Below are 25,076 nucleotides of genomic sequence, written 5' to 3' on the forward strand. Positions count from 1 at the left end.
CTACAGGAGCTCCGTTCCCTTTGTCTCTTTTCCTAGGATGAGCACCGCTAACGCACCGATAATAATCGTTACAAAAAATAACATGAAGATCGAGCCAATCGCTATAGATTTACCTACCAGCACCCCTACTAACAAAGGAGCGATGATGCCACCAATCCGTCCAAAGGAAGTCGCTAAACCAGCGCCTGTTGAACGAATAGTTGTTGGGTACAACTCTGGTGTATAAGCGTACATGCCACCCCATGCTCCGAGATTAAAGAATGATAAGCAGATTCCAGCAGCCATCAGCATTCCTTCTGTAGTTGCATTTCCGAACCATGCCGCACTAACGGCAGTGAACAGCATATAGATGACCAGGACAAACTTACGTCCGAACTTCTCGATGAAGTAAGCGGCAGTAAAGTAACCCGGCAGCTGAGCTAGCGTCATGATAAGCACGTATTCGAAGCTTTTAACCAAGCTGAAGCCTTTAAGTACCATAACTGTAGGCAGCCATAGAAACATCCCATAATACGAAAACACAACAGTAAACCATAAAATCCACAGCATAATCGTAGAACGACGATACTCTGGTGACCATACTGTTGTGATACGTTTTTTCAAGGACACAGGCGCCTTCTTGATCTCAGCAAACTTCGGTGAATCGTCTATAGCACGTCTTAAGTATAGAGCGTATAGAGCGGGAACAGCACCAATACCGAATGCTACACGCCAGCCATAATCAGGAATAACAAAGAATGCAATTAAAGCAGAAGCGATCCATCCAACCGCCCAAAAGCTCTCCAGCAGCACAACCGCACGGCCTCTCTCACGGGCAGGCATACTTTCAGACACTAATGTTGAGGCGACGGGCAGCTCCCCACCTAGTCCAAAGCCAGCGATAAATCTAAGTACACAGAGTATTCCGAAGCCTGTTGCAAAAGCCGATAACCCACTCGCAGCCGAGAAAATTAGGAGTGTCCATAAAAGTATCGGTTTACGTCCAAAACGATCGGCTAATATCCCTGCTGCCGCAGCACCCACAGCCATGCCCACGGAGTTAATACTTGTCAATATACCTATCTGCTCCGGTCCCAGATTCCAATCCTTGGCTAAAGCCGCTACAACAAAAGAAATCATCCCGACGTCCATCGCGTCGAACATCCAGCTTAAGCCTGCACTGAAGAGTAATTTCCTTTGCTTCGGATTCCGCAGCAGTGTCATTTGATTCACTTCTAAGCCCCCTTATATCCAACATATATCTTATGAAACTTACTTTTGATTGTTTCACTTATACATATTAAAATTGAAGCGTTCAAAAATCAAGAAATAAAGCTGCATTAAAGTATTGTCTGGCAAGCGATTGAAAATAACAGGTCTGAACAGCTATCGTGGCTATCAGAAGTATGTTGCGGACAGACTCTCTCTGAGATCTCGTAAGATGCGTCAGCCGATTGATCACACGATCTGTGGAACTTCTAAGCAGGGAATCTTCTTTCCAGGAGAACTCCTTGTGTATAAGTTGATCTACTTTACATTGGGTTTGTATTGTTGGATTGCTCTTAATCTCTTCAAACAGCCCAGCATATGCGTAATACAGCTTTGTCGGTTCTATAAGATCATCATCGTCTCGATCTGGCTTTAAGAACATTAATCGGAATAGCTGACGAATACTTTCGAAATTTAGGGCCGATTTGAGATCATCGATCATAAACAGAAGTGCTGCCTGATTAACTGAATACTTCTTTCCTTCTCTTGGAGAACCGAGATACTCCTTAAAATCACGCTTCACCCAATTTTGCATAGTAGTCACAGTCAAAGTGGAATACTCTATTAGATGGCCTAATGAAGCAATTTCACCGAGTGAAAAGCCTTTTACATCATGCCCCTTAATGATCTTTTGAAAAATGGGTGGAACATCTGTAGATAAAAAAGCGGGTAACGAAGTCCCCTTTTGTACTTCATCAAGATGAAATTTAGTCCATGCCTCTTGGAGGATATTCAGCGGTTTCCGGTCTGATAATCCGGTCAATGAGAGCAGAAGACTGGACATCTCCACACGAGTCAATGCAAATGATTCCATATCTGTTTCCCTCCACCATTTGATATTTCTCTGAAAAGTTCGTAGAATAGTTCATAAGAACTCATAATATGAGTATAACCTATTTTAGGAACGAAAGGGATGGTAAAGATTATATGGGTATAGGACTTAGTTTGACGTTGGTGGCTATTTTGATTATTTTAACCGCTTTTTTTGTAGCAACGGAATTTGCATTGGTGAGACTTAGAGGTAGTCAGATCAGTCAAATGGTGATCGAGGGAAAGAAGAACGCGTTAGCTGTACAACGAGTGTCTGCTAATCTTGACGGATACTTATCCGCGTGTCAGCTTGGGATTACAATCACTGCACTGGGTATTGGTGCACTGGCAGAGCCAGCGTTTGAGCAGTTGCTCCTTCCGGTATTCGACTGGGCTAATATTAGTCCAAGTGTGAGTCACCCTCTTGCGTTCTTATTCGCATTCGTCATTGCAACATTCCTACACGTCGTTGTCGGGGAACTTGCTCCGAAGACAGTAGCTATAAACATTCCGGAAAAAATCGGTCAAATTACTTCACCGCTGATTATTTGGTTCTACAGAATTTTGTACCCACTCATTTGGTTTATGAATGGTTCCGCAAATCTGCTTGTTCGCCTTTTTGGGATGAAGCCTGCCAGTGAGCATGGAGACGCTCATAGTGAAGATGAGATTCGTTTGATCTTATCCGAAAGCTATGAAAGTGGAAAAATCAATAAAGCTGAATATGGCTATGTCAACCGTATCTTTACTTTTGACGAGATGTTGGCCAAAGAAATCATGGTTCCACGAACGGATATGGTATGTCTTTTCACCAATCATTCATTGAAAGAAAATTTCGAGATTATTCGTAAGGAACAATATACTCGCTTCCCGGTTGCAGAAGGTAGCAAGGATAACATCATCGGAATGATTAATACGAAACAGCTTTATTTGCAATATGACAATAACCCTGATTTTGATTTCAAAGGCTTGATTCAGCCAGTCCTAACCGTCTCTGAGGTAACACCTGTTAAGAACCTTTTAACACGTATGCAGTTGGAGCGGGTGCATATCGCCCTGCTGCTTGATGAATATGGCGGAACGTCTGGACTCATCACGATTGAAGATATTTTGGAAGAAATCGTTGGTGAAATTCGAGATGAGTTTGACGGTGATGAGCGCAGAGAAGTTGAGAAACTAAGCGATACAAATTATCTGTTCGATGGTAAGGTATCTTTAATTGAGGTCAAGGAGCTTACCGGTCTTGATTTCGAACATGAGGAAGTGACAACGATTGGAGGCTGGTTATATAGTCATATCCCAGATCCGGCCGTTGGCAAAAGCATTGTACATGACAACGTAACCTTAATCATCCGTGAAATGAACAGATACCGTGTACGCAAGGTTGAGGTCATCATTGAGACCACTGGTGACACTGAATCGTCAGAGCTTGAGAATTCATAAGCTTTTAATCATAAAAAAAAGGATAGAGTTATCAGATTAAATCTGATCCTCTATCCTTTTTTCTTTTATCAAAATCTTACTCATGTAATATTCATCCACCCATTGACCATCGATCACAAGTGATTTTCTCTTTGTCCCTTCGATCTCAAACCCATTTTTGATATATAGCGACATCGCTAGCTCATTATGGGTCATAACTGTTAACTCTAACCGGACAATTTCAGTATTCTTAGCCCATACATCCAGTTCTTTGAATAGCCCCGTACCGATCCCCTGACCTTGATACTGTCTTAGAATGCCAATGACTATGTACGCACTATGGCGATTGCGTCTAACACTTCCACCTCTAACCGATATAAATCCTATCAAATGGTTATCAACCTCTGCCCCAATAAGGATTGAAGTATCTGCTGAAGCGAAGGTTTCGATCATCTCTTTGACCTGGTTTAGACTGGATTGTCGTTCATCCGGCTCTAATAACATGAATTTGGATTCCTGATCCAACTGATGCTGTAGACGAAGTAATTCTTCTGCATCCTCTGGTATCAGCACTTTCAGTGTAACCATCATATCATCACTTCCAATCATAAATAGCTATAAGTACTTTTTGAACAGCTTACTGGAGCTGCTATTGTAGCCAAGATGCTCGTAAAATTGATGTGCATCCTCTCTTCTGACCGCACTCGATAGCATGATCTTAAGGGCGCCCTTAGAAGTGGCTACGTGCTCAGCGTATCTCATTAGTCTCGCTCCGTAACCTTTCCCTCTCACCTCTTGTGATATGATGACTCTTTCAATGACAGCAAAGGGTCGATCATCACATAAAGCATCCATACATAAATGAAGATGAAGCGTACCAACAATAGTCCCTTCTTCTTCGTACACATAAAGAAAACTATCCGTATTGTCAGCTATCCGCTTCAGTCGGTCCGGTGACACTTGTATAGCTGTCTGCTCAGGCAATAACATTCGATATAAATTTTCAATATACAATGCGTCTTCAGAAACAGCCTCTCTTATCATTTGTTTATTCCTTTCTTAAACGTTCTTAACAACGGCAGACCATGATAACATTACCATTCGGATCTTTAAAATTAAACCAATGATCATGCTCGATATCCGTAAGAATCTCTCCGCCATTTGCTTTCACATAATCGTAAGCAGCATCAATATCCTCGGTATTTAGATGAAAAGAGGGGATATTAAGAACGGACTCAGAAGTGTAAATTTTGCTGTCTAATACGATTTCTGGTCCTTGCATGGGGATCACGTATAGATGCCCGAATAATACTTCACCATCCAAAGGCAAACCAAGCAATTGGCAATACCATTCTTTGGATTTCTCAATATCCTTTACCGGAATAAAAACTGCACCAATCTGATTCAGAATCGGACTTACCACCATAAAGAAAGCCTCCTCTTTAAAGTTGCAGAATAGGGTGTTATTCTAGAATAATTCGATAAAATATGTCAATTACCTCCCTCCACTTAGGGAAGGTCTGGCAAGTTATGTTATAATTTTGTGTGCACTACTCTAATTTCACGTATGACAGGAGAATTGAATTGGCTAATCTGAACTTCGGTGGATTGAAATTAACTCCACCAAAAGTCTTATCACTAGGATTTGTAATACTTATCACTGCCGGAACTTTTTTACTTAGTTTGCCGGTCGCCTCAGTAGAAGGGCATATTTCTTTTATTGATGCATTATTCATGGCTACATCGGCAACCTGTGTTACAGGTCTGGCAGTCATTGATACGGGCACACAGTTGACTACTTTTGGACAAGTTGTTCTACTCGTATTATTTCAATTTGGGGGATTGGGTTTTATTACGATGGCCACCTTGATTACTTTGGTCCTTAATAAACGAATATCCTTTAAAGAGCGAATTCTTATGCAAGAATCTATGAACCAGAATTCCATGCAAGGTATTGTCCAGTTGATCCGCAGAGTTCTGATCTATTCCCTTGTTATTCAGCTCACAGGTGCCATCGTGTTTGCCGGTAGGTTTATGATGGATATGCCTTTCGGGAAAGCTGTATATTATGGAATTTTTCACAGCATATCTATTTTTAATAATGCAGGCTTTGATTTATTCGGTGACATTCATGGGCCCTTTAGTGGACTTACACGTTTTGTAAATGATCCTATAGTGAATTTCACCTCAATGATCCTCATCTTTCTTGGAGGGGTCGGTTTTATCGTTCTATCTGATGTTTTTGACTTTCCAAAACGTAAAAAGCTTACTCTACATTCTAAGGTTGTTCTTTCGACCTCGATGATATTGATTGTCATTGGGGCTGCTCTATTTTTCTTACTAGAATTTAATTCTACGCTGAAGCCCTTGAGTGCAGGTGGAAAGATGATGGCTACATTTTTACAAGCGATAACACCACGTTCAGGTGGCGTCACTACGATTGAAATTCCACTGATGCGGGAATCTACACAATTTCTAATGATTCTGCTAATGTTCATAGGGGCTGCGCCTGGATCTACTGGTGGGGGAATTAAGATTACTACGTTCGCTGTTCTAGTGGCTGCGGTTTCTGCAAGACTAAGGGGTAAAGAGGATATTGTAATGTTTCGTCATCGGATCGCCAAAGAAAATGTCTATAGAGCCGTGACGATGACATTAATGTCTCTAATGTTAGTGGTCATCGCTACGATGTTGTTATCCGTGACAGAAAAGGCTGACTTTCTTGCTGTACTCTTTGAATCCGTATCTGCATTCGGGACTTCTGGTCTCTCCATGGGACTTACTCCAGAATTGACTACGGCGGGTAAAGTGCTCATTATTTTTCTAATGTTTCTGGGTCGGACAGGTCCGCTTACTTTAGCTTATGCACTCAAACCTAAGGGTAGTAAGGAACTTTACAGATATCCTGAAGGTAAGATTACAATCGGATAAGGCGAGATGTAACCAGCGGCAATGAATATTGCCGCTGGTAATCAATCAACACTTATCTATTTTACTCTTCAACGATCTCTTGTTTATCTAGTGCGGCATCAAGCAATTGATTGTATACATCGTCATCATTTTCAAGTAGCGCGTCAGTTTCTAAGAACTGCTCTTCACTTCCAGGCTCACCAGCAAAGCTTAGGCTGTAATCCCATTCCGTTCCTCTTGTACTGAAAAAAGTGATCTCATATGGAGCCTTATGGTTTTCGAGAGTAAATATCGTCCTCCCTACATAGCTTTTATCCTCTTTACGGCTCATTTCAGCACTTACGATCTCTAAATTCATCCGTTAATCTTCCTTCCATTCATCAAATCATTTCCCCTTTCAGTATAGCATTGAAATGAATGTAATTCCTCAATTTACACTGTAAATTCCATGTAATTGACTTTTTTCATCCGGCGGTTAATAATTTAGTACAATACTTGTAAAGTACCAAACTATTAGTAATTGGAGGAAATATCGATGACTGATTTCGAGGCAAAGCTTAGTAAATATGCAGATTTAGCTGTGCAAATTGGGGTTAACGTTCAACCAGGGCAAATTCTGGTGGTGAATGCACCGATTCTTGCAGCTGATTTCGTTCGTATGATTACCGCCAAGGCATATGCGATTGGAGCAAGCTTGGTGAAGGTGAACTGGAGTGATGCAAGCATTACACGCCAGCAGTTTGAACATGCTGCACCAGAAGTGTTCACTGAGCCTCCTACTTGGTACGCAGGTGAAATGACCGAACTCGCCGAGAAGGGTGCAGCTATTCTTAACGTGATCGCGGAAGATCCTGATGCACTTAAAGGTATTGATCCTGTACGCATTTCAAATTATCAAAAAGTACGGGGAGCCGCACTCACCAAATATCGTGAAATGCAAATGTCCGACAAAGTTAGCTGGAGTATTGTTGCCGTACCTTGTCAGGCTTGGGCGGATAAAGTATTCCCGGATGTTCCAGCTGAAGAACGTGTAAGTAAGCTATGGGAAGCTATTTTCCACACCGTACGTCTTGATCGTGAAGATCCGGTAGCTGCATGGCAAGAACATCTCGACACCTTAGATCAAAAAGCAAATGTACTCAACGCAAAAAAATATAAGAAGCTGCATTACATAGCACCTGGTACGGACCTAAGCATTGAACTTCCAGAAGGCCATATTTGGGCACAAGGAGACAGTATTAATGCTAAGGGTCATTCTTTTGTAGCCAATATGCCTACTGAAGAAGTATTTACCGCCCCTCTAAAGACTGGCGTGAATGGCACCGTACGAAGCACAAAACCTCTTAGCCATGGCGGCAACATTATCGATGGATTCTCTATTACTTTTGAGAATGGACGAATTGTTAGTGTTAGTGCAGAGCAAGGACAAGAAGCACTAGAACACCTCATTAGTATGGATGAAGGCGCTAAATACCTCGGTGAAGTTGCGTTAGTTCCTCATAAGTCCCCTATCTCTGAGTCCAATATTCTTTATTACAATACCTTGTTTGATGAGAATGCATCCAACCACCTAGCTATAGGTATGGCTTATGCTTTCTGCTTAGAAGGTGGTAAGGATATGACTCCTGATGAACTGATTGCACATGGATTGAATAATAGCGTTACCCATGTGGATTTCATGATCGGTTCAGCGGAAATGAACATTTATGGTATATCTGCTGATGGAACCGAAGAACCTGTATTCCTGAATGGAAACTGGGCGTTCTAATTATTGCAAATATGAAATAAAAGACTAGAGATATTGGGAGGAGTTGAAACTATGTTAGATTTCAAGCAAAAACTGGAGAACTATGCGTTGCTGGCAGTGAAGATTGGGGTTAATATCCAACCTGGGCAGACCCTTGTTGTAAATGCCGACATCGTTTCGGCAGAACTAGTGCGTCTTGTCGTACGCAAAGCCTATGAAGCGGGTGCGAAGCTCGTCAAGGTTAATTATAGCGACGAGGTTGTTACACGTACACGTTATGACCTCGCTCCATCCGATTCCTTCTTGGAACCGCCACAATGGCAAGCAGATGAATTAGAAGATCTGGCTAAAAAAGGTGCAGCATTTCTATCGATAACTTCAACGAATCCAGATCTGTTGAACGGTGTTGAATCAGGAAGAATTGCAGATAATCAGCGGATCTCTGGACAGACATTAGCTCCATATCGTGAGTTGTTAATGGGGAATCACGTAAGCTGGAGTATTGTAGCCTTCCCATCATCATCATGGGCGGCAAAGGTATTCTCTGAAGCATCACCTGATCAGCAGATTGATTTGCTATGGGATGCTATCTTTAAAGCTACACGTGCGGATCAAGCTGACCCTATTCAAGCATGGAGTCAACATTTAGATGGCCTGAAAGCACGTTGTACTGCTTTGAATGATAATAAGTTCCGTAAGCTGCACTATACAGGACATGGAACCGATTTGACGATTGAGCTACCAGAAGGGCATATTTGGTGTCAAGCAGGAGCTGTCAATGGCAAAGGAGTTCCTTTCCTAGCCAATATCCCTACTGAAGAAGTATTTACTGCCCCACTGAAGTCTGGTGTGAATGGTAAGGTAAGCAGCACTAAGCCGCTTAGCTATGGGGGTAATCTTATTGATAATTTCACCCTCACCTTTGAGAACGGCAAAGTAACGGATTTCACCGCTGAAAAAGGTTCAGAAACGCTTGCTTCCCTTATCGCGTTAGATGAAGGCTCTGCTTATCTTGGAGAAGTCGCTTTGGTGCCTTTCCACTCCCCGATCTCCGAGAGCGGAATTCTATATTACACCACATTGTTTGATGAGAATGCCTCCTGCCATTTGGCGTTAGGTGCAGCATATGCCTTTACCCTTCAAGAGGGTACGACAATGACCAAAGAACAATTGCAGGAAAAAGGAATGAACCAAAGCCATACACATGTTGATTTTATGATGGGTTCACCTGAAATGAGCATTAATGGTATTAAGGATGATGGAACAATCGTACCTATCTTCCGTGATGGAGATTGGGCTTAAATTGTTCGCTTAAATTATTGAATAAATAAAATGTCAAACAACCTGCTTGGTTCCTCTTCCGAGGACAAAAGCAGGTTGTTTTTTATTTCATACTAGATATCCAGAAAATAAATAGCCCAAATTTGAATAAAAGTTCAATATTTGTTCACACTATTGTTGATTTCCGTTCACAAATATGTCACAATACAGTTAAGGATCTAATTTCCAAGGAGGGGATTATCATGTTGAGAGACCCAATATCCAATGAAATTGACAGCGTTGAAGAAGAACAGCTCGAAATTCAAGCACCGGTGGATTCAAGAATTGTTGCATCTAATGCAATCAAATATACCGCCTATGTTATGCTGTTTTTCGGATTCTTGTATTTCCTGATTGCTTACTTGGCACCTATGTTGGAACAATAATGTGATGGATATGATTTTATTAGAAAACGCTTACGGTTAATCACTCTCATGGGAGTAGTGGTTAACCGTTTTTATTTCCATGAAAATGCTTTGTTCGTCCAGGCTATTGCTGAAGGCGACCATATGCCATTCATTTTGGAATGTAGCCAAGCTATCGCCTCTTCTCTATCGCCTTCAAATGAGGAAAGACCGTTATCTTCCATCCAGTGGCTTACAGTCTCAAACGAGGTACTGCTCCAGCCATTTTTCTCACCTTCTGCATTTTGGCGTTCTTTTACACCTGAAATAACGATGTCCAGCGATGCCTGAAGCTCCGTAACCGCATTATCATAAGCCGTCTTCTTTTCTTTAGCCTTCATATCAGCTTCAACACGAAGTATACGCGTATCAATCCCTTGATGTTCACGGATAATTTGCAGTAAAGTCATTGCTTCTCTGCTGGCCAATCCGTCATTATAACGTTGTTCTATTGATTTAGTACTTCCTACAGCTGACACAAATGCTGGAAACCACTCCCTCGAGACCAAGATAGCTTTCTTCTTAACAAATTTACCGTATCCAGCCAGGCCTTCAGAAGGAAACCTTACACGCCATGACCATGGATCTAGCTCTGAACCCGTATGCCAATTCTCCGCTTTCGTTAATCCATTTAAAGATGGGTGCTCAGGAATCAGAGTGGCAAGCGGCAAAATCCCAATCTTGGTAATGATTTCTGCAGTTTCCTCAAAGGTGATAACACTTTCCTCTTCATATCCCTTATACATCACAACATCATCTCCTATGTACTCCATTATTTAGACTTCATATTTCCGATCCCAGCAATATAAGTACTGATGAGCCGAGATAGGCTTACATTCGTATCAAGCGCCATTCCAAAACCGCCCTTTTGTTCCAAAGAGGCAAAGCCATGCAGAATGCTTCGTAACCCGCGTACTGCATGAATTTCTCCTTCCTCACCCAATTGATAATCCTTCATCACATGAATGATAAGCTTCAAAATATGATCACTTGCCGTTTCCAGCTCCGTATTTGCCTGTTCAGGGGCTCTCAACGTTGTCTCGTATAATCCAGGTCGGCTTCTAGCAAAGTCCACATACGCTCGCCCCATCGCCTGTACAGCAGCGTCTCCACTAAAGCCTTTAGCTGCGTTGTTCATTGCATTGGAAAGCTCCCCTAGTCCATAAATTGCAAGTTGTGTGCGCAATTCCTGTAGCCCGTTAATGTGATTGTATAAAGACGGAGAACGAACACCTAATTTGTTAGCCAATGCGGCTAAGGTTACGGCCTCTATCCCTTCATGATCGGCGATTTCTGCTGCTGCAATAACTAGCGTACGACGATCTAATCCTGCTCTAGGTGACATTTTAATTACTCCTATCTTGAATCATTTGTGCTTTGTGTATAGCTTTCTCCATCGTTTGCACTGGGTTTCTAAGTAAGTCTCCATGTCCAGTAGCCAGTATAGTCGGGGAAGCCTCTAGAAGCTTAATCGCACTTTTTAATGCTTGATCTTTACTCCAGGTTGCCATAGCCGGAAACGGAAACCAAGGAATTACGGTTCCAGAAACTGCGGTTCCCCGGAAGGTTTGAAAAGCATCTCCAACGATAACAGCGCCGCTTCGTGTATCCATGAAAGACATAGATCCAGGAGTATGACCAGGAGTTAAAATTGCTGTTAATGAACCAATGGTATCCCCATCATAGAGCAATACATCTGGTCTCGTTGCTACCTTCTTGGGCACGCCTCCCTTTATAGGGGTCTGAGGTTCTCCCTCACGAAGGGAACGATCTCCACTAAGCAATGCTGCATCCCTTTCTGAAATGTACACCTGAGCCTCTGGAAGCTGTCTCTTTAGCTCATCCAGTGCACCTATATGATCGTCATGAGCATGCGTCAATATAATACGAGTGATCTTTTTATCAAGCTTCGCTGCGGTATCTATAATTCCTTTTACACTGAACGGCAATGCCGCATCTATCAAAGTCAACTCATTCTCTTCCTCAATGATGTAACAATTCACAGGAAACACTCTTGGCATCCAAGTTAGCTGTAATAAATGACCTTCACGCGTTACTCTCATCATTACCCCTCCATAAAACTAATGGTATTAGCTTAAATATAAACTAATCATATTAGTTTTACAAGAGTGAATTATTAGTTTTCTTATCCATCTAGACTTTTGTCCGCATTTTTATTAGATCTTTTAATAATGAACCACTGAATCCATGTTATCCCAACGAAAAATATAACGGAACCCACAAGGGTGCTCATGATACTTTTAGCAATATCCAACTCCCCGGCTTCTCTAAAATCAGATAGGAACATTAAAGCGGCCCATATTAACGTACTGACAGCTCCCCCAATTAAATTGATTTTCTTATACCGTCTTACATCGCCTTCGCCTTCTTTACTCGGCAGCAGATATATTCCATTTTTGACGGAACGAACAGTTATATACAAACACCCTGCCATCACAATCACAAACGTATCTAACCAATACTTAATGTCCCATTGCAGAATAAACACTTTTACCAAAAGACTAACCATAAAGCCCACGAACACAATCATAAAACCATGCGTACTATACTTCTGAATTTCGCTGATAATCCGCTCATCCTTAATCCTTGTCCTGCTCACCCTTATTCCTCCCAAAAAATATCGTTTAAAGATCGATCCAATGCCTTGCAGATAGCTATGCACAACTTAAGCGTTGGGTTATAGTTCCCGGCTTCAATCAGACCAATCGTCTGTCTTGTAACCCCTACAACTTCCGCTAGCTGTTCTTGGGAAAGATCTTTTTGTATACGAGCCAGTTTCATCTTGATGTTCTTGTTCTCCCCCACGCTTTTCCCTCCTTAATTAAATTCATCCACTTAACCAAATTGTAATCAATATCATTCATTATGTACATTATATATTGCTATAAACATTTATCGCGATATTCCTATCAACCATACGACATTATGAGCTTAAACTTACAACAAAAAAGCACCCCTTCGGATGCTTCGGATATATATTCTTTTAATATTCATTATTCAAATACCGTAAAACCTTCTGCTTATTCCACTACATCGTTCTCTGGATAGCTATCAATGATCTTCAGCAGTTCAGAAGCATCCGTGCGTGGACGGCTGTCTGGCACAGTCTCCGGGTATCCGGCATGGATCATAGCTATGATCTTCTCTCCTGGCTTCACACCAATTTTGTTACGGAATTCAGGATTATTGATATAAGGATCTGTCTTCCAAATCGTTCCCACACCTTGCTCCCAAGCTGCTAGCTGGAAGTTCTGCACAAGTGCTGACGCTGCTGCAAAATCCTCATCCCACTCTCTCTGCCGAGGATCCTCAGGCATCACCACAATTAACGTTAAAGGAATATTTGAGATATATTCTTTTCGCTTAGCAGCCACTTCAGGATCAGAAAAAGCACGTTTCACGAAAGCAAATGCCGCTTCAGCCAAGAACTTTGTACCATCACCTTGAAAAGCAATAAATCTCCACGGCTCACGCACCCCATGGTTCGGCGCCCATACAGCTACATTTAACAATTCCTCTAAGAGACCTTGTGGCAGTGGATCTTTTTTAAAAAGCTTAATAGAGCGTCTTTCTCTTATTACTTCAGCTACGCTATTCTTTTGAGTCGGTTGAGTTTGTGTCATGAGATCCACTCCCTATAGTAATAATGATAATCATTATCATTAATGATACAGTATCTATCTGCGATTTGCAAATAATTGAAACAAAAAACACCGTTCCCTAAGGAACGATGTTGAAAGGCTTCAGCCGAAACGACCCATGATATATTCTTGTGTCATTTGATTCTCTGGATTAGTAAAGACCTTATCCGTCTTATCGTATTCTATAAGGGATCCCAGATAGAAGTAAGCCGTATAATCAGAAATCCGTGCAGCTTGCTGCATGTTGTGTGTCACGATTACTATGCGTAGCTCTTCTTTTAACTCCTTGATGAGCTCCTCTACTTTACCAGTGGAAACCGGATCTAGTGCGGATGCTGGTTCGTCCAAGAGTAGAATTTGTGGGTTAACTGACAACGCTCTTGCAATACAAAGGCGCTGCTGTTGTCCACCGGACAAAGCTAATGCTGAATCTTTTAACCGGTCCTTCACTTCATCCCACAACGCTGCTTTACGAAGGCTGCTCTCTACAATCTCATCGAGTGCTTTTTTTCCTTTCACCCCATGGTATTTCGGTCCAAAGGCGATGTTATCATAAATGGATTTATAGAACGGATTGGGTTTTTGCCAAACCATACCGATCTTCTGACGCAGTTTGATAACGTCTGTGCCAGGAGCATTAATATCAACGCCATCAATCCAGATGCTTCCTTTGGTTGTTGATCCGGAGATTTCGTCATTCATACGGTTCAGTGAACGAAGAAAGGTTGATTTACCGCAGCCGGATGGGCCGATCAGTGCAGTAACCGTATTTTCAGCAAAAGGAAGACTAATCCCCTTAACTGCCTCATATGTTCCATAAAAAATACTCAGGTCCTCGGTTTGAAAAGATTCACGCACTGCTGTTGCCGACGTTCCCATCGATTACTCCTCCTACATCTCTACTTTAGTTTTTAGGAATTAGTTCATTCTTTTTGAAGCTGTAAGCTTACGATAAATAAATCTACCGAAATAACGTGCTGCCAAGTTGAAGATCAACACCATAATTACAAGTACTGCTGAAGCTCCCGCAGCAATTTGCGCGGCATCAGGAGCAAGGCCTTCACTATTTACCTTCCAGATATGAACAGCCAGTGTTTCAGCTGGACGGAAAGGATTCAGTGGTGAGTTCGGACTAAGTGGATTCCAGTTAGTGAAATCTAGTCTTGGGCTACTCATTCCTGCAGTGAACATCAACGCGGCTGCTTCCCCAAAGACACGGCCAGCAGACAAAATAGTACCCGTAATAATCGTTGGTAATGCTACTGGGAACAACACGGAGGTTACGATTTTCCACTTGGACAATCCTAGTGCAAAACCAGCCTCTTTTTGTTGCTTCGGAACACTACGGAAAGCTTGCTCAGTAATCCGAACCATCAGCGGTAGATTAAAGACCGTCAATGCCAGTGCTCCAGAGATTAAGGAAAAGCCAAGATTAAAATAGTTAACAATCAGCAATAGACCAAACAAGCCGACTACGATTGAAGGGAACGAAGATAATACCTCAACAATTAAGCGAATAAAGCCGGTGATTTTTCCTGGACGAGCATATTCAGCCATGTAAATACCGGCACCCAGTCCTAGAGGTACTGTAATTATTAGCGTGAGTACCAAAAGGAATAAGGAGTTGAATAGCTGAGGGCCAATCCCTCCACCTGCTCGAATTTTTTGCGGTGCAGAGAATAGAAAATCCCAACTAATGTGACTAAGACCTCGAAAGAGGATATATCCTAATAGACCAACCAGAATAGCTACGATGAGCAATGCGAAAAACACAATAAGGCTTGTGGCAATTTTATTTACGGTTCTCGGCTTCAAATTTTATTTCTCCTTTCAAGCAGTCTCACAAAGAAGACAAATACAAAGGTCATCAGCATAAGAACCAGTGCCATACTCCACAGAGCATTATTGTGTGCAGAGCCCATGGTTGTGTTCCCCATTCCAAGCGTGATTACACTCGTCAGGGTAGAAGCTGATTCAAAGAGTGATTTTGGTACGAATGGCGCATTCCCGATGACCATCTGTACAGCAAGGGCTTCACCGAATGCACGTGCCATCCCCAGTACAATACCAGTCATAATAGCAGGAAACGTTGTCGGAATAATCACTCGAGAGATCGTCTGCCACCGGGTGGCACCAAGCGCATAGGAGGATTCCTTTAAATTTTGCGGCAATGAAGCCAGCGCGTCTGCAGCCACGCTTGTAATCGTCGGAAGAATCATGACCGAGAGCACAAGCGCGCCTGCAGCTACCCCGATGCCTTGACCAGGCAGGTTGTTGCGTAGAAACGGTACAATAACACTTAATCCGATGAAACCATAAACAACTGAAGGGATACCTGCCAACAGCTCGATTACCGGCTGAAGCAATTTTTTGCCCCATCCTGGGACAATCTCAGTCATGAACAGCGCAGCGCAAAGGCTAAGTGGACTAGCAATCAATGCTGCAAGTAGAGTAACTAAGAAGGATCCAGTAATAAACGGAAAAGCACCAAAGGATGGCGTATCTGCTTCAGGTGACCACTTTGTTCCGAATAGAAAATCAGTAACGCTAACATCACCGCTTGTGAAAGTTGAAATACCTTTAGACGCCACAAAATATACCATCGATACAATGATTGTTATCAATAGCAGTACACAGAAGGACATATATGTACGTCCCACAAAATCTTCAATATGATGTTTCTCGATGCGTGAGTTCTTTAGTTTCACCCTCAATTGCTCCCTCTTTCTAAAGTGAAAAGAGAGGCAGATGTATCCGCCTCTAATCACTTGAGATTCTAATCCTTACAAATTACTTAGAAGTGAATTACTTAGCTGTAACATTTCCTGCAACGTCACGAGTAACTTGCATTTTTACTGCTGGAATGTATCCAAGCTCAACGACTTCACCTGTTTGTACTTCGTCTGTCAAGAAAAAGTCAAGGAATGCTTTTACTGTTTCATTTGGTTCGCCGTTTGTGTACATGTGCTCGTAAGCCCATACTGGATATTTACCAGAAATAACATTGTCTACAGATGCTTCTACACCATCAAGGCTAAGTGTTTTGATTGAATCGTCAAGGTATGAAAGAGCCAGATAACCGATAGCCCCTGGAGTTTCTCCGATCATTTTCTTAACAGTACCGGAGGAATCTTCTTGAATCGATCCTGGGATATCTTCAGTTTTAGTTCCAAGTGCAAAGCTTTCAAAGGTTGCGCGAGTACCGGAGCTGCCTGGACGGTTGATGATTTGGATTTTTTGATCCGCTCCGCCAACTTCTTTAAAATTTGTAATTTTTCCTGTGAAAATATCGATAAGCTGTTGCTTAGTCAAGCTGTCCACACCAGCATCCGGATGAGTTACTGCTGCGATCGCTACTACTGCTACTTGATGATCTACAAGAGCTGCTGCTTTTTCTGCATCTGCATCTTTTAGTTTTTCTTCTGCGAATACGTCAGAGTTACCGATATCTACTTGTTTCTCAGCTACTTGAGTAAGACCAGTACCACTACCGCCGCCTTGAACCTGAATGTCTACACCAGCATTTTTATCCATGAAATTCTCGGCTACCAGCTCAACCAATGGTTGTAGTGCTGTTGAACCTGAAGCTAGAATCGAACCACTTATTTTAGCGCCGCTACCTTCATTTGTAGCTGCAGCGTTTCCTCCCGTGTTGTTTGCCCCACCATTACCGCAAGCTGAAAGTGCCAGTACGCTTGTTAAAGCCAAAGTCATAACCCAAGATTTTTTGAATTGCATTGTTTTGTCTCCTCCTAAATGTTTTGTTAGCACGGCTTCCTCATACAGTTCATACGGAACTGGCTTGGAAAGCTTTAACATGGTGTTGTGGAGCTTTGGCCCCCATATGCTTGTTTACTGTAAAAGTGCATTGTACGCATATGTTATTGTTGTTGTCCGGAGCTTCTTGGCCCCTCTGACTCTTCTTATTCTAGAGCTCGTTCGTTAGAGAAACTTCTTAACTTTGTAAAGCCAACGATAAAAATACCAATATAAACTATATATATGTATAGATTTAATCTATAATGGAGATATAATTTGTTATCCAACTTATCATTGTACGGAGGAAAATCATGAATATTATGAAGTTAAAGATCGTTATCCTACTTGAAAAATATAAGAAAGTAACCGATGTAGCTGCTGAATTAGGCCTTAAACAACCCACAGTATCTTTTCATATGAAGAATCTAGAGAATGAATTTGGAACGCCTTTATTCCAATATCGAAGTGGAAGAGTACTGCTCACAGATGCGGGTCGTGCCCTTTATCAATATGCGCTCAAGATTGTCTCACTTACAGCCGAAGCTGAACGTACTGTTAAACAGTTTTCTTCACCAACACAAGGTACTTTAAAGCTGGAAGCAAGTTATATACCTGCAACTTATATTTTACCTAAAGCGCTAATCCAATTCATGAAACAATATCCTGGGATTAATAATTCAATGACGATCCAAAGTGATACTTTGTTAAAGGAACGACTCCGAAGCCGGGAAATTCAAATGGCTATTTTACACACTTCTGATTGGCATGATGAATCCTTTAACTTTCAGCTGGTTGTCCGCGACGAGCCTGTGCTCATTTTTGCCCCTAGTCACCCTTTTGCAACTATAGAGAAGTTAACACCAGAACAGATCGCGCTTGAGCCTTGGATTCAGTATGAGGGTGGTTCTTGTTTACGGGGATTTGCGGATCAATGGGCAGAAATAAATCATATTCGCTTGTGGAACCGATCCGAGTTGAATTCACCTGAAACTCTAAAGATGTTAGTTAGCGAGGGAGATGGAGTAGGCATTTGTTCTAGAGTTAGCATTGAAGCAGAACTTGCGTTAGGTCGTCTTTGTTATGCTCCTCTACCGGGAGTTTTGCCTGAGAGCGGTGGTTTTGTACTGGCTTGGCGAAAAGATCATATATTAACGCCATTGCAGCAATCTTTTGCCGATATATTAAACAACGTATAGGTCCTTCTATTTTATAAAAGGGAGCGCCCAAAGCCAAAATGGTTTTGAGCGCTCTTATTTGCTTATTCTATAAAGGGAAACATTAGCTTTTCATTCTCACTTGTGTACATATTTTCCTTCGTGATGAATTCGGAGCCTGTATCCATAACAGGAGCTACTTTGTGACCTGAAACGACTTCAAGTGCAGTTTTCACAGCCAAGTACCCCATAGTAAAAGGTTTTTGAATCACCGTTCCCAGCATCGTTTCGTTCTCCAGCAACTGAACCTCACTACTGGAATTGTCGAACCCAACCAGCTTCACTTTTGATTTTAAGCCCATATCCATAATCGCCAGTCCCGCACCTAATGTAGAGGGCTCATTTAAGCCAATGATTCCCTTTAGTTGTGGCTGATTCTTTAGAAGATCAACAGTTAATTGATATGCCTTCTTCGAAGATCCGTTACTGTAAAGAGTATCCTGCACAAGATTAAGTCCATTCTGAGATAAAGCATCCCGAACCCCTTTCTCCCTTTCGATAGCTGTAGCGGAGCCTTGTACAAAATTCATAATGGCGACTTGATCGTCGCTTTGAATATTTTCAATCAACTTCTGCGCTGCTTTACGGCCTGCTTCATAATTATCTGTAGCGATAAAACTCTCCGATACACCGCCGTTCAGTCCCGAATCCACCGTAATAAGAGTGATACCAGCCGCCTTAATCTGCTCTGCAACCGGAACGAGACGATAATAGTCGGTAGCAGCCAAAATAATGGCATCAGGCTTCTCCTCAATCGCCTGTTCCAGTAATTGAATCTGCTTATCTACATCTAGCTCGGTATCTGTTCCTACCGTATGGACATCTGCACCGAATTCCTTGGCAGCAGTCGCCACCCCTTGTTTCATTACCTCCCAGAATTCAATACTGGTATCGATAGTCTTAGGAACGTAGATAATGGTTCTGACCTTTGGATCAAGATCGTTCATAAACATACGATAACCTACACACCCGAGCGCTACAATGAAGAATAACAGTAGAGCAGACAAGCCTATTTTCGACCATAGTGAGCTCATGGACTCTCCTCCTCATAGAGCGCAGGAATTCTTAAAGTGACCGTCGTCCCTTCTTCCATTTCACTCGTAAAAGACAACCCGTAATGGTCCCCGAAATATAGCTGAATGCGATGGTTCACATTTGCGACGCCAACCCCACTGCCAATCCTGTAATCTGCCTTTTGAAGCAATAACTTGTTCATCTGCTCTGGATTCATACCAACACCATTATCAATAACCTGAATGGTAATATCGTTTTGCTCTCTTTTACCTCTAATTAGGATGTGCCCTTGCTCAGGATTATGCTTTATCCCATGATAAATCGCATTTTCAACTAAGGGTTGAAGGACCAATTTCAATATACTGCATTCAAGAATGTCTTCATCCACTTCTATCGAATATGTGAATTTATGGCGATAGCGCATATTTTGAATCGTTAGATAGTGGCGAATATGTTCTAGTTCTCTTGCGATCGGAATCAATTCCTCGCCCTCACCAATCGTAGAACGCAGCAGCTTCGATAATGATGAGGTCATTTCGACCACCTCCTCCATCTTACCGGTCTCTGCCATCCAGATGATCGAGTCTAGCGTATTGTACAAAAAGTGGGGCTTAATCTGTGCTTGTAATGCCTTCAACTCACTCACACGCTTCATCTCTTGCTCCATCACAATCTGGCTCATTAACTCTTTAATCTTCATGATCATCAGATTAAATGTTCGGGCAAGCTTGCCAATTTCGTTCGTGCTCTCAATTTCCACACGAATGTCGAACTCTCCGCGTTCAGCCTTTTTCATGTTTATTTCAAGATTCTTGAGTGGCTTAGTTAGTGCGTACGAAAGAAGCACAGATATAGCCATGGCAAAGATGAGACTTACTGCTCCCCACAAGGCAGCTGTACCTTGCATCTGCTGTTTGTTAGCAACCAGATCATCTGGATAGGTCACCCCCACAATCTTCCAACCAAAGCTGGTTGTATCCACCGTGTACAGCTTCTGCTCGTTCCCAGTGTTCACTGTAACCGACCCGCTTTTAATCCCAAGAACGGTTTCCAATTGCTCGAACTTGAGCTGCGAGTAGATCAGCTGCTGTTGAGGATGATAGACTAGGCTCCCTGACGGATCTACGATGAATACATAACCGCGTTTTCCCAGTTCGATTTGTTTGCACAAATTGTTAATAACGCTGTAATTAAGATCTACAAGTAGCACACCTTGTCGATCTGCTTCCATTTCTGAAAAGGTATCTGATAGCTTTCTACTGATCGATACTACCCAACGATATTCATCCTGAAATAAGTGCTGCACATGTGAAGAGGAGACAGCCACTCCCGTCTGGTTCAAAGCTTGCAGATACCACTCTTGAGCAATCAACTCAGGAAGCGGTTTCAAAACTGCGTCCAGTCGATCCGAAACCGTTATCCCCTCTGAGCTTGCATACACTATAGAAGAAATGTCGGTGCGGGATTGGACGACAGATCGAAGATATTGGCTGGCTAACTGCTTATCTTTGACTTTCCCATCTTGTCCCGAACTCGAACCTTTTACATATCTCTCAAGATCACTACTAGTTAATACCAAAGCAGCAATACTCTCCATGTTACTAATATAATTCTCGATGTTCAGTTTTACTTGTTCTATTAATTGTGAAGTATAGGCTACTGAATTCCCCATGACGGCAACTGAGGAGAGTCGGTATGAAGTATAGCTCAGAACTATAGTTGTGCAGAGAATAAGAAGGGAAAAAGAAATAGCGATATTATTATGAATACTTCGACTTCGGAAGAAGCGATGAGGTTTCATAGAAGGAGATTCTCCTTCTGTCGCTGTCGATATTCCTTCGGTGTGATCCCAACATTACGTTTGAAAATCACACTAAAGTACTGAGGATCAGCATAGCCAACTCTAGCAGCGATGTCATAAGTCTTCAACTGTGTGACGGTAAGGAGCTCTTTAGCTTTTTCCAAACGGAGACGAGTCAAATACTCAATAAAAGTCTCTCCAGTATGCTGTTTAAAAGTCGCACTGAAATAACTGATGCTCATAAAAATATGGCTGCAGAGCTCATTAAGTGAAAAGCTGTCATTACAATAATTCTCCCGAATATAAGCTTCTGCTGCTTTCATCTGAGAGGTTCTGACGGTTGTTCTTTGTTCCGATAGCTTGAGTATCAACTCATGGCAAGTTCTCTCCAAATAATTCCTAGCTTCATCTAAAGTCTTAAGGGCTGCAACCTCAGCAAACATATTATGCGAAACAAGCTCTGTATTTGGGAATCCGATATCGACCACATAGTTCATTAGAGAAACGAGCATTTGGTAGATGCTACTGCGGCAGTCTTCTATAGAAGAGCTATTGCTCTTTAGCTCCTGAAACCATTTTGAGAGGACCTCTGAGATCGCTGATGCTTTACCTGTCTTCAACGCGGATATGAATTGCTTTTCCCATGAAGAGAAATGTGCTTGATCCAACCCTTTGCCGAACTCAAGATCCTGTATGGAGATAACCTTATCTATGCCTAAAAGATATCGATATTCTATGGATGAAATCGCTTCCTGGAATGATTGTGGAATTTGCTGTAAATCAGCGTATTTTCTACCGATGCCGATGGTTGCCGTCAGCTTCAAGTACTTGTTCAGGCTGGTTTGTACTTGATCTGCAAGAAGTTGTGTTATGACTTCGATCTCTTCGGAATCCCCTGATAATATCGCAGCGAATTTCCCATCTCTCGTCTGAAATACGACACCGCCCTGCTCCTTCTCAAGTTGCTCCTGCACAATGTTAAAAGCAGCAAAGCGCAGTAGCTCAGCATCAGAAGCAATATCCAGGCTACGATTGTCCATTTCTATATCGATTACGATTGCAAGGTTAGCTTCACCCTGCAGCTGTATATGAAAATAATTCATTTTATTCTCGATCTCGTCGTTTTTCATACGAGTAGTAACAAGCTTCTCCAGAAAACGTTCGCGAAGCAAAGGAAAGCTCTGATTTAATTGCATACGAAGCTTAGCGATATTGGCCTTTTGTAAATGCTCTTCATCCAAATCCTGCTTCATCTTGCTTAGATATTCGGCAAACTCACGAGCATTAATTGGTTTTAACAAATATTCCGTCACCTTCAAGGTTATAGCCTGTTTAGCGTATTCGAAGTCTTCATAACCAGTTACGATAATGACCTTCATGTCCCGGTATCGTTCCATTACAGCTTTAGCCAATCCTAGTCCATCCATAAAGGGCATGCAAATATCTGTAATAATCACATCCGGTCGATACTGTTCGACTGCATCAAGGGCATCTCTGCCGTTATCGAAATCTCCAACAAGTTCAAAACCATGATTATTCCATGCTATCTTCTGTTTAATCCCCTCACGAACCTCGTCTTCATCATCAACTAGAATAATCTTATACATCCAACACCTCCTCAGCTATTGACTCATCGAGTACATGTAATGTAAATGTTTACCTTTTGGGATAAGCATAATAGAGGTTGCCTTCTTGAGGCAACCTCTATTATTAATCTCTTCTATTCGTACAGCAGAGGTTTGATCTCATCGGAATCTATATTGTTCTTATCGTACCAGTGAAACCCGGTATCAATATTCTTTTCTACGGTTTCCCCTTTAATCGCCTGCACAGCTGCCTTCACCGCTTGATACCCAATACCAATGGGGTCCTGTGTAACAGCGCCAGCTACAACACCACTACGAATAGCATCCATTAACTGTTTACCGGAGTCAAAGCCGATAACCACAATCTTACCACCCATCTGTAATTCATTTACTGCATTAGCTACTCCTACTGCAGATCCTTCGTTTGAGCCATAGATTCCATTAAGGTCCGGATTGGCTTGCATCATCGCTTTTGCAAGATCCGTGGACTTTAACTGATCTCCACCGCCATATTGCGGCTCTAACACTTCAATATCTGGATATTTCGCTTTCATTTGTTCTAAGAAGCCATCACGACGCTGTTGACCTGTACTGCTTGTTTGGTCATGTACAACTAAACCTACTTTACCCTTTTTGCCGATCAACTCAGCCATTTTATCAGCTGCCAAAGCTGCTGCCGCTTTATTGTCAGTCGCTGCGGTTGCTACAGGAATATCGCTATCTACACCAGAGTCAAAGCCAATGATTGGAATATTGTTTTCCTTTGCCTTTTCCAGATATGGAATCGCTGCTTTGCTATCGAGAGCTGCTAACGCGATTGCTGCTGGTTTCTTATCTAGCGCCGTCTGCAGCATTTCAATTTGTTTATCTACCTGACTCTCGTTTTCAGGTCCTTCAAACGTAATCTCGACATTAAACTCCTTGGCAGCCTTCTCGGCTCCTTGCTTCACCGCTTGCCAGAATTGATGCTGGAAGCCTTTTGAAATGACAGGGATATATGGTTTGTCTGAACCGGATGCACTCTTCTTACTATCACTGTTGTTACAAGCACCAAGTAAGGTAGTAGCCAGTAACAAACTGGCAAGCATGATAATCCCTCTTCGACGTTGTTTCATTTAAATCTTCCCCCTCGTCATTTGCTTTGTATATCACTCCGTATGGAGATAATACCTCGTTCATTGCTTCCGTCTGCGAAGAATATCAGCATACACTGCTATGATGATGACAACACCAACAATGACTGTCCGCCATTCCTGAGCAACGGACATAATCTGTAAGCCATTCGTCAGTACACTCATAATCAGTGCACCAATAATTGTACCTAGAATAGAACCTACGCCCCCGCTTAAAGATGTGCCTCCAATGACGACAGCCGCTATAGCTTCAAGTTCATAACCAGTGCCAAGTGATGGCTGGGCTGAATTTAGACGTGATGCCATCAGGATACCAGCGATTCCGCTGAAAATCCCTGTGATGGTATAGATCACAATCTTCCATTTGATCGTATTCACACCTGATAAGCGAGTTGCTTCTTCATTGCTGCCAAGTGCAAAGTTATAGCGTCCAATAATGGTCTTCGATAAGATGATGCTTGCGATAACACCGAGCAATAGGAAGATTACGATGGTGTTAGGAATGCCTGGGATCATCTTGCCCATTGCAATCTTGGCAAAAATCGGATCATCATTGAAATAAATCGGCTTGGCACCCGTTATGACAAGTGATAATCCTTTAGTGACCATCATGATCGCCAGAGTAGCAATGAAAGGAGGAATATTCATTTTCGCCACCATTAAACCACTTATAAAACCGCATAGTGCACCAGCTAGAATCCCGCCTACAATTCCGAATGGAACAGGTAGACCCCAGAATGTAATGATGACGCCAACCATCACCGAGGAGAAGGTCATCACAGTACCCAAAGCAAGGTCGATCCCGCCCGTAATAATTACAAAGGTTGCGCCCAGCGCTAATACCCCAATTACAGCTGTCGAGACGAGGATTCCAACTAGGTTAGAAAACTGAAAAAAGTTACTTGATGCTACGGAAAATACGATGACCAGAATGATCAAACTTGTGAATGCTAGTAATTTTTGTTTAAACCCTGATTGCGCCCCGGTTTGCTTCGAGCTGATAGGCTGGTTAATCCCTTTATCTGCAATCTTCATGACCTTGACAC

General features: G+C 42.3%; 27 protein-coding genes. 6 read left to right on the forward strand and 21 right to left on the reverse strand.

The features are described 5' to 3' along the window. Entirely contained in the window at positions 1-1,203 is a 1,203-nt protein-coding gene (locus ACQKMP_RS29185; protein WP_427472425.1) for an MFS transporter, read from the reverse strand. 91 nt (positions 1,204-1,294) lie between these two features. Continuing rightward, entirely contained in the window at positions 1,295-2,062 is a 768-nt protein-coding gene (locus tag ACQKMP_RS29190; protein ID WP_076283623.1) for a DUF1836 domain-containing protein, read from the reverse strand. A gap of 113 nt (positions 2,063-2,175) precedes the next feature. Between ACQKMP_RS29190 and ACQKMP_RS29195 the strand changes: the two genes are divergently transcribed. After that, positions 2,176-3,501, forward strand: coding sequence for a hemolysin family protein (locus tag ACQKMP_RS29195; RefSeq protein WP_340969830.1), 1,326 nt, complete (start codon positions 2,176-2,178; stop codon positions 3,499-3,501). Positions 3,502-3,537: 36 nt separating this feature from the next. Here ACQKMP_RS29195 and ACQKMP_RS29200 read toward each other — a convergent pair whose 3' ends face one another. Genes ACQKMP_RS29200 through ACQKMP_RS29210 form a run of 3 tightly spaced genes read right to left on the reverse strand, consistent with a single transcriptional unit; the run spans position 3,538 to position 4,903 of the window. After that, on the reverse strand, positions 3,538-4,071 hold the full coding sequence (locus tag ACQKMP_RS29200) for an N-acetyltransferase family protein (protein WP_427472373.1): 534 nt from the start codon (positions 4,069-4,071) through the stop codon (positions 3,538-3,540). Positions 4,072-4,095: 24 nt separating this feature from the next. Beyond that, positions 4,096-4,524, reverse strand: a complete 429-nt coding sequence (locus tag ACQKMP_RS29205; RefSeq protein WP_339241396.1) for a GNAT family N-acetyltransferase — start codon at positions 4,522-4,524, stop codon at positions 4,096-4,098. A 25-nt stretch (positions 4,525-4,549) separates the two neighbouring features. Further along, positions 4,550-4,903: a VOC family protein gene (locus ACQKMP_RS29210; protein ID WP_042193979.1), complete on the reverse strand. Its 354-nt coding sequence runs from the start codon at positions 4,901-4,903 to the stop codon at positions 4,550-4,552. Between the two features lie 161 nt (positions 4,904-5,064). Between ACQKMP_RS29210 and ACQKMP_RS29215 the strand changes: the two genes are divergently transcribed. Beyond that, positions 5,065-6,411, forward strand: coding sequence for a TrkH family potassium uptake protein (locus tag ACQKMP_RS29215; RefSeq protein ID WP_081393020.1), 1,347 nt, complete (start codon positions 5,065-5,067; stop codon positions 6,409-6,411). 61 nt (positions 6,412-6,472) lie between these two features. Here the strand turns inward: ACQKMP_RS29215 and ACQKMP_RS29220 are convergent, their stop codons facing one another. Next, entirely contained in the window at positions 6,473-6,748 is a 276-nt protein-coding gene (locus ACQKMP_RS29220) for a hypothetical protein (protein ID WP_042188584.1), read from the reverse strand. 177 nt (positions 6,749-6,925) lie between these two features. Here ACQKMP_RS29220 and ACQKMP_RS29225 point away from each other — a divergent pair, with 177 nt between their 5' ends. The 3 genes from ACQKMP_RS29225 (at position 6,926) to ACQKMP_RS29235 (ending at position 9,843) form a co-directional block, all read left to right on the forward strand. After that, positions 6,926-8,158, forward strand: a complete 1,233-nt coding sequence (locus tag ACQKMP_RS29225; protein ID WP_427472376.1) for an aminopeptidase — start codon at positions 6,926-6,928, stop codon at positions 8,156-8,158. A 51-nt stretch (positions 8,159-8,209) separates the two neighbouring features. Beyond that, positions 8,210-9,439 (forward strand): aminopeptidase, encoded by a 1,230-nt coding sequence (locus ACQKMP_RS29230; RefSeq protein ID WP_427472378.1) that lies wholly within the window; start codon positions 8,210-8,212, stop codon positions 9,437-9,439. 221 nt (positions 9,440-9,660) lie between these two features. After that, complete coding sequence (locus ACQKMP_RS29235) at positions 9,661-9,843, forward strand: hypothetical protein (protein WP_042128123.1); 183 nt, start codon at positions 9,661-9,663, stop codon at positions 9,841-9,843. A gap of 71 nt (positions 9,844-9,914) precedes the next feature. On the opposite strand, the gene ACQKMP_RS29240 is transcribed toward ACQKMP_RS29235, so the two are convergent. From ACQKMP_RS29240 to ACQKMP_RS29285, 10 genes are all read right to left on the reverse strand, one after another. Further along, positions 9,915-10,607, reverse strand: coding sequence for an AlkZ-related protein (locus tag ACQKMP_RS29240; RefSeq protein ID WP_042188588.1), 693 nt, complete (start codon positions 10,605-10,607; stop codon positions 9,915-9,917). A gap of 26 nt (positions 10,608-10,633) precedes the next feature. After that, complete coding sequence (locus ACQKMP_RS29245; RefSeq protein WP_042188592.1) at positions 10,634-11,206, reverse strand: TetR/AcrR family transcriptional regulator; 573 nt, start codon at positions 11,204-11,206, stop codon at positions 10,634-10,636. Position 11,207: 1 nt separating this feature from the next. After that, a complete protein-coding gene (locus ACQKMP_RS29250) occupies positions 11,208-11,924 on the reverse strand; it encodes an MBL fold metallo-hydrolase (RefSeq protein WP_427472428.1) in 717 nt (238 codons plus the stop codon). A gap of 83 nt (positions 11,925-12,007) precedes the next feature. Beyond that, positions 12,008-12,481 carry a DUF6773 family protein gene (locus ACQKMP_RS29255; protein WP_427472380.1) on the reverse strand — a complete coding sequence of 158 codons (474 nt, stop codon included), beginning with the start codon at positions 12,479-12,481 and terminating at the stop codon, positions 12,008-12,010. 2 nt (positions 12,482-12,483) lie between these two features. Next, positions 12,484-12,663 (reverse strand): helix-turn-helix transcriptional regulator, encoded by a 180-nt coding sequence (locus ACQKMP_RS29260; protein ID WP_042132222.1) that lies wholly within the window; start codon positions 12,661-12,663, stop codon positions 12,484-12,486. A gap of 239 nt (positions 12,664-12,902) precedes the next feature. Then, on the reverse strand, positions 12,903-13,505 hold the full coding sequence (locus tag ACQKMP_RS29265) for a nitroreductase family protein (RefSeq protein WP_076283615.1): 603 nt from the start codon (positions 13,503-13,505) through the stop codon (positions 12,903-12,905). Positions 13,506-13,625: 120 nt separating this feature from the next. Continuing rightward, on the reverse strand, positions 13,626-14,402 hold the full coding sequence (gene pstB, locus ACQKMP_RS29270; protein ID WP_042188599.1) for a phosphate ABC transporter ATP-binding protein PstB: 777 nt from the start codon (positions 14,400-14,402) through the stop codon (positions 13,626-13,628). Between the two features lie 39 nt (positions 14,403-14,441). Next, positions 14,442-15,338 (reverse strand): phosphate ABC transporter permease PstA, encoded by an 897-nt coding sequence (gene pstA / locus ACQKMP_RS29275; RefSeq protein ID WP_042128135.1) that lies wholly within the window; start codon positions 15,336-15,338, stop codon positions 14,442-14,444. Next, the gene (gene pstC, locus ACQKMP_RS29280) at positions 15,335-16,237 is read right to left on the reverse strand and encodes a phosphate ABC transporter permease subunit PstC (protein ID WP_042128137.1); all 903 of its coding nucleotides are present in this window, start codon (positions 16,235-16,237) and stop codon (positions 15,335-15,337) included. Before pstC ends, pstA begins: the two co-directional genes overlap by 4 nt. A 91-nt stretch (positions 16,238-16,328) precedes the next feature. Next, on the reverse strand, positions 16,329-17,261 hold the full coding sequence (locus tag ACQKMP_RS29285) for a phosphate ABC transporter substrate-binding protein (protein WP_042193985.1): 933 nt from the start codon (positions 17,259-17,261) through the stop codon (positions 16,329-16,331). Between the two features lie 332 nt (positions 17,262-17,593). Here ACQKMP_RS29285 and ACQKMP_RS29290 point away from each other — a divergent pair, with 332 nt between their 5' ends. After that, the gene (locus tag ACQKMP_RS29290; RefSeq protein WP_379424153.1) at positions 17,594-18,478 is read left to right on the forward strand and encodes a LysR family transcriptional regulator; all 885 of its coding nucleotides are present in this window, start codon (positions 17,594-17,596) and stop codon (positions 18,476-18,478) included. A gap of 62 nt (positions 18,479-18,540) precedes the next feature. Here the strand turns inward: ACQKMP_RS29290 and ACQKMP_RS29295 are convergent, their stop codons facing one another. From ACQKMP_RS29295 to ACQKMP_RS29315, 5 genes are all read right to left on the reverse strand, one after another. After that, a complete protein-coding gene (locus ACQKMP_RS29295; protein WP_427472383.1) occupies positions 18,541-19,530 on the reverse strand; it encodes a substrate-binding domain-containing protein in 990 nt (329 codons plus the stop codon). Next, positions 19,527-21,311: a cache domain-containing sensor histidine kinase gene (locus tag ACQKMP_RS29300; protein WP_427472385.1), complete on the reverse strand. Its 1,785-nt coding sequence runs from the start codon at positions 21,309-21,311 to the stop codon at positions 19,527-19,529. The genes ACQKMP_RS29295 and ACQKMP_RS29300 overlap by 4 nt, the downstream gene beginning before the upstream one ends. Further along, on the reverse strand, positions 21,308-22,918 hold the full coding sequence (locus tag ACQKMP_RS29305; protein ID WP_405174225.1) for a response regulator: 1,611 nt from the start codon (positions 22,916-22,918) through the stop codon (positions 21,308-21,310). The genes ACQKMP_RS29300 and ACQKMP_RS29305 overlap by 4 nt, the downstream gene beginning before the upstream one ends. A gap of 113 nt (positions 22,919-23,031) precedes the next feature. Then, positions 23,032-24,012 (reverse strand): ABC transporter substrate-binding protein, encoded by a 981-nt coding sequence (locus tag ACQKMP_RS29310; protein ID WP_042188607.1) that lies wholly within the window; start codon positions 24,010-24,012, stop codon positions 23,032-23,034. Between the two features lie 60 nt (positions 24,013-24,072). Beyond that, positions 24,073-25,065: an ABC transporter permease gene (locus ACQKMP_RS29315; RefSeq protein WP_427472387.1), complete on the reverse strand. Its 993-nt coding sequence runs from the start codon at positions 25,063-25,065 to the stop codon at positions 24,073-24,075. Between the last annotated feature and the right edge of the window lie 11 nt (positions 25,066-25,076).

This window comes from Paenibacillus sp. NPDC101420 (assembly GCF_050277435.1).
Classification (GTDB): domain Bacteria; phylum Bacillota; class Bacilli; order Paenibacillales; family Paenibacillaceae; genus Paenibacillus_AQ.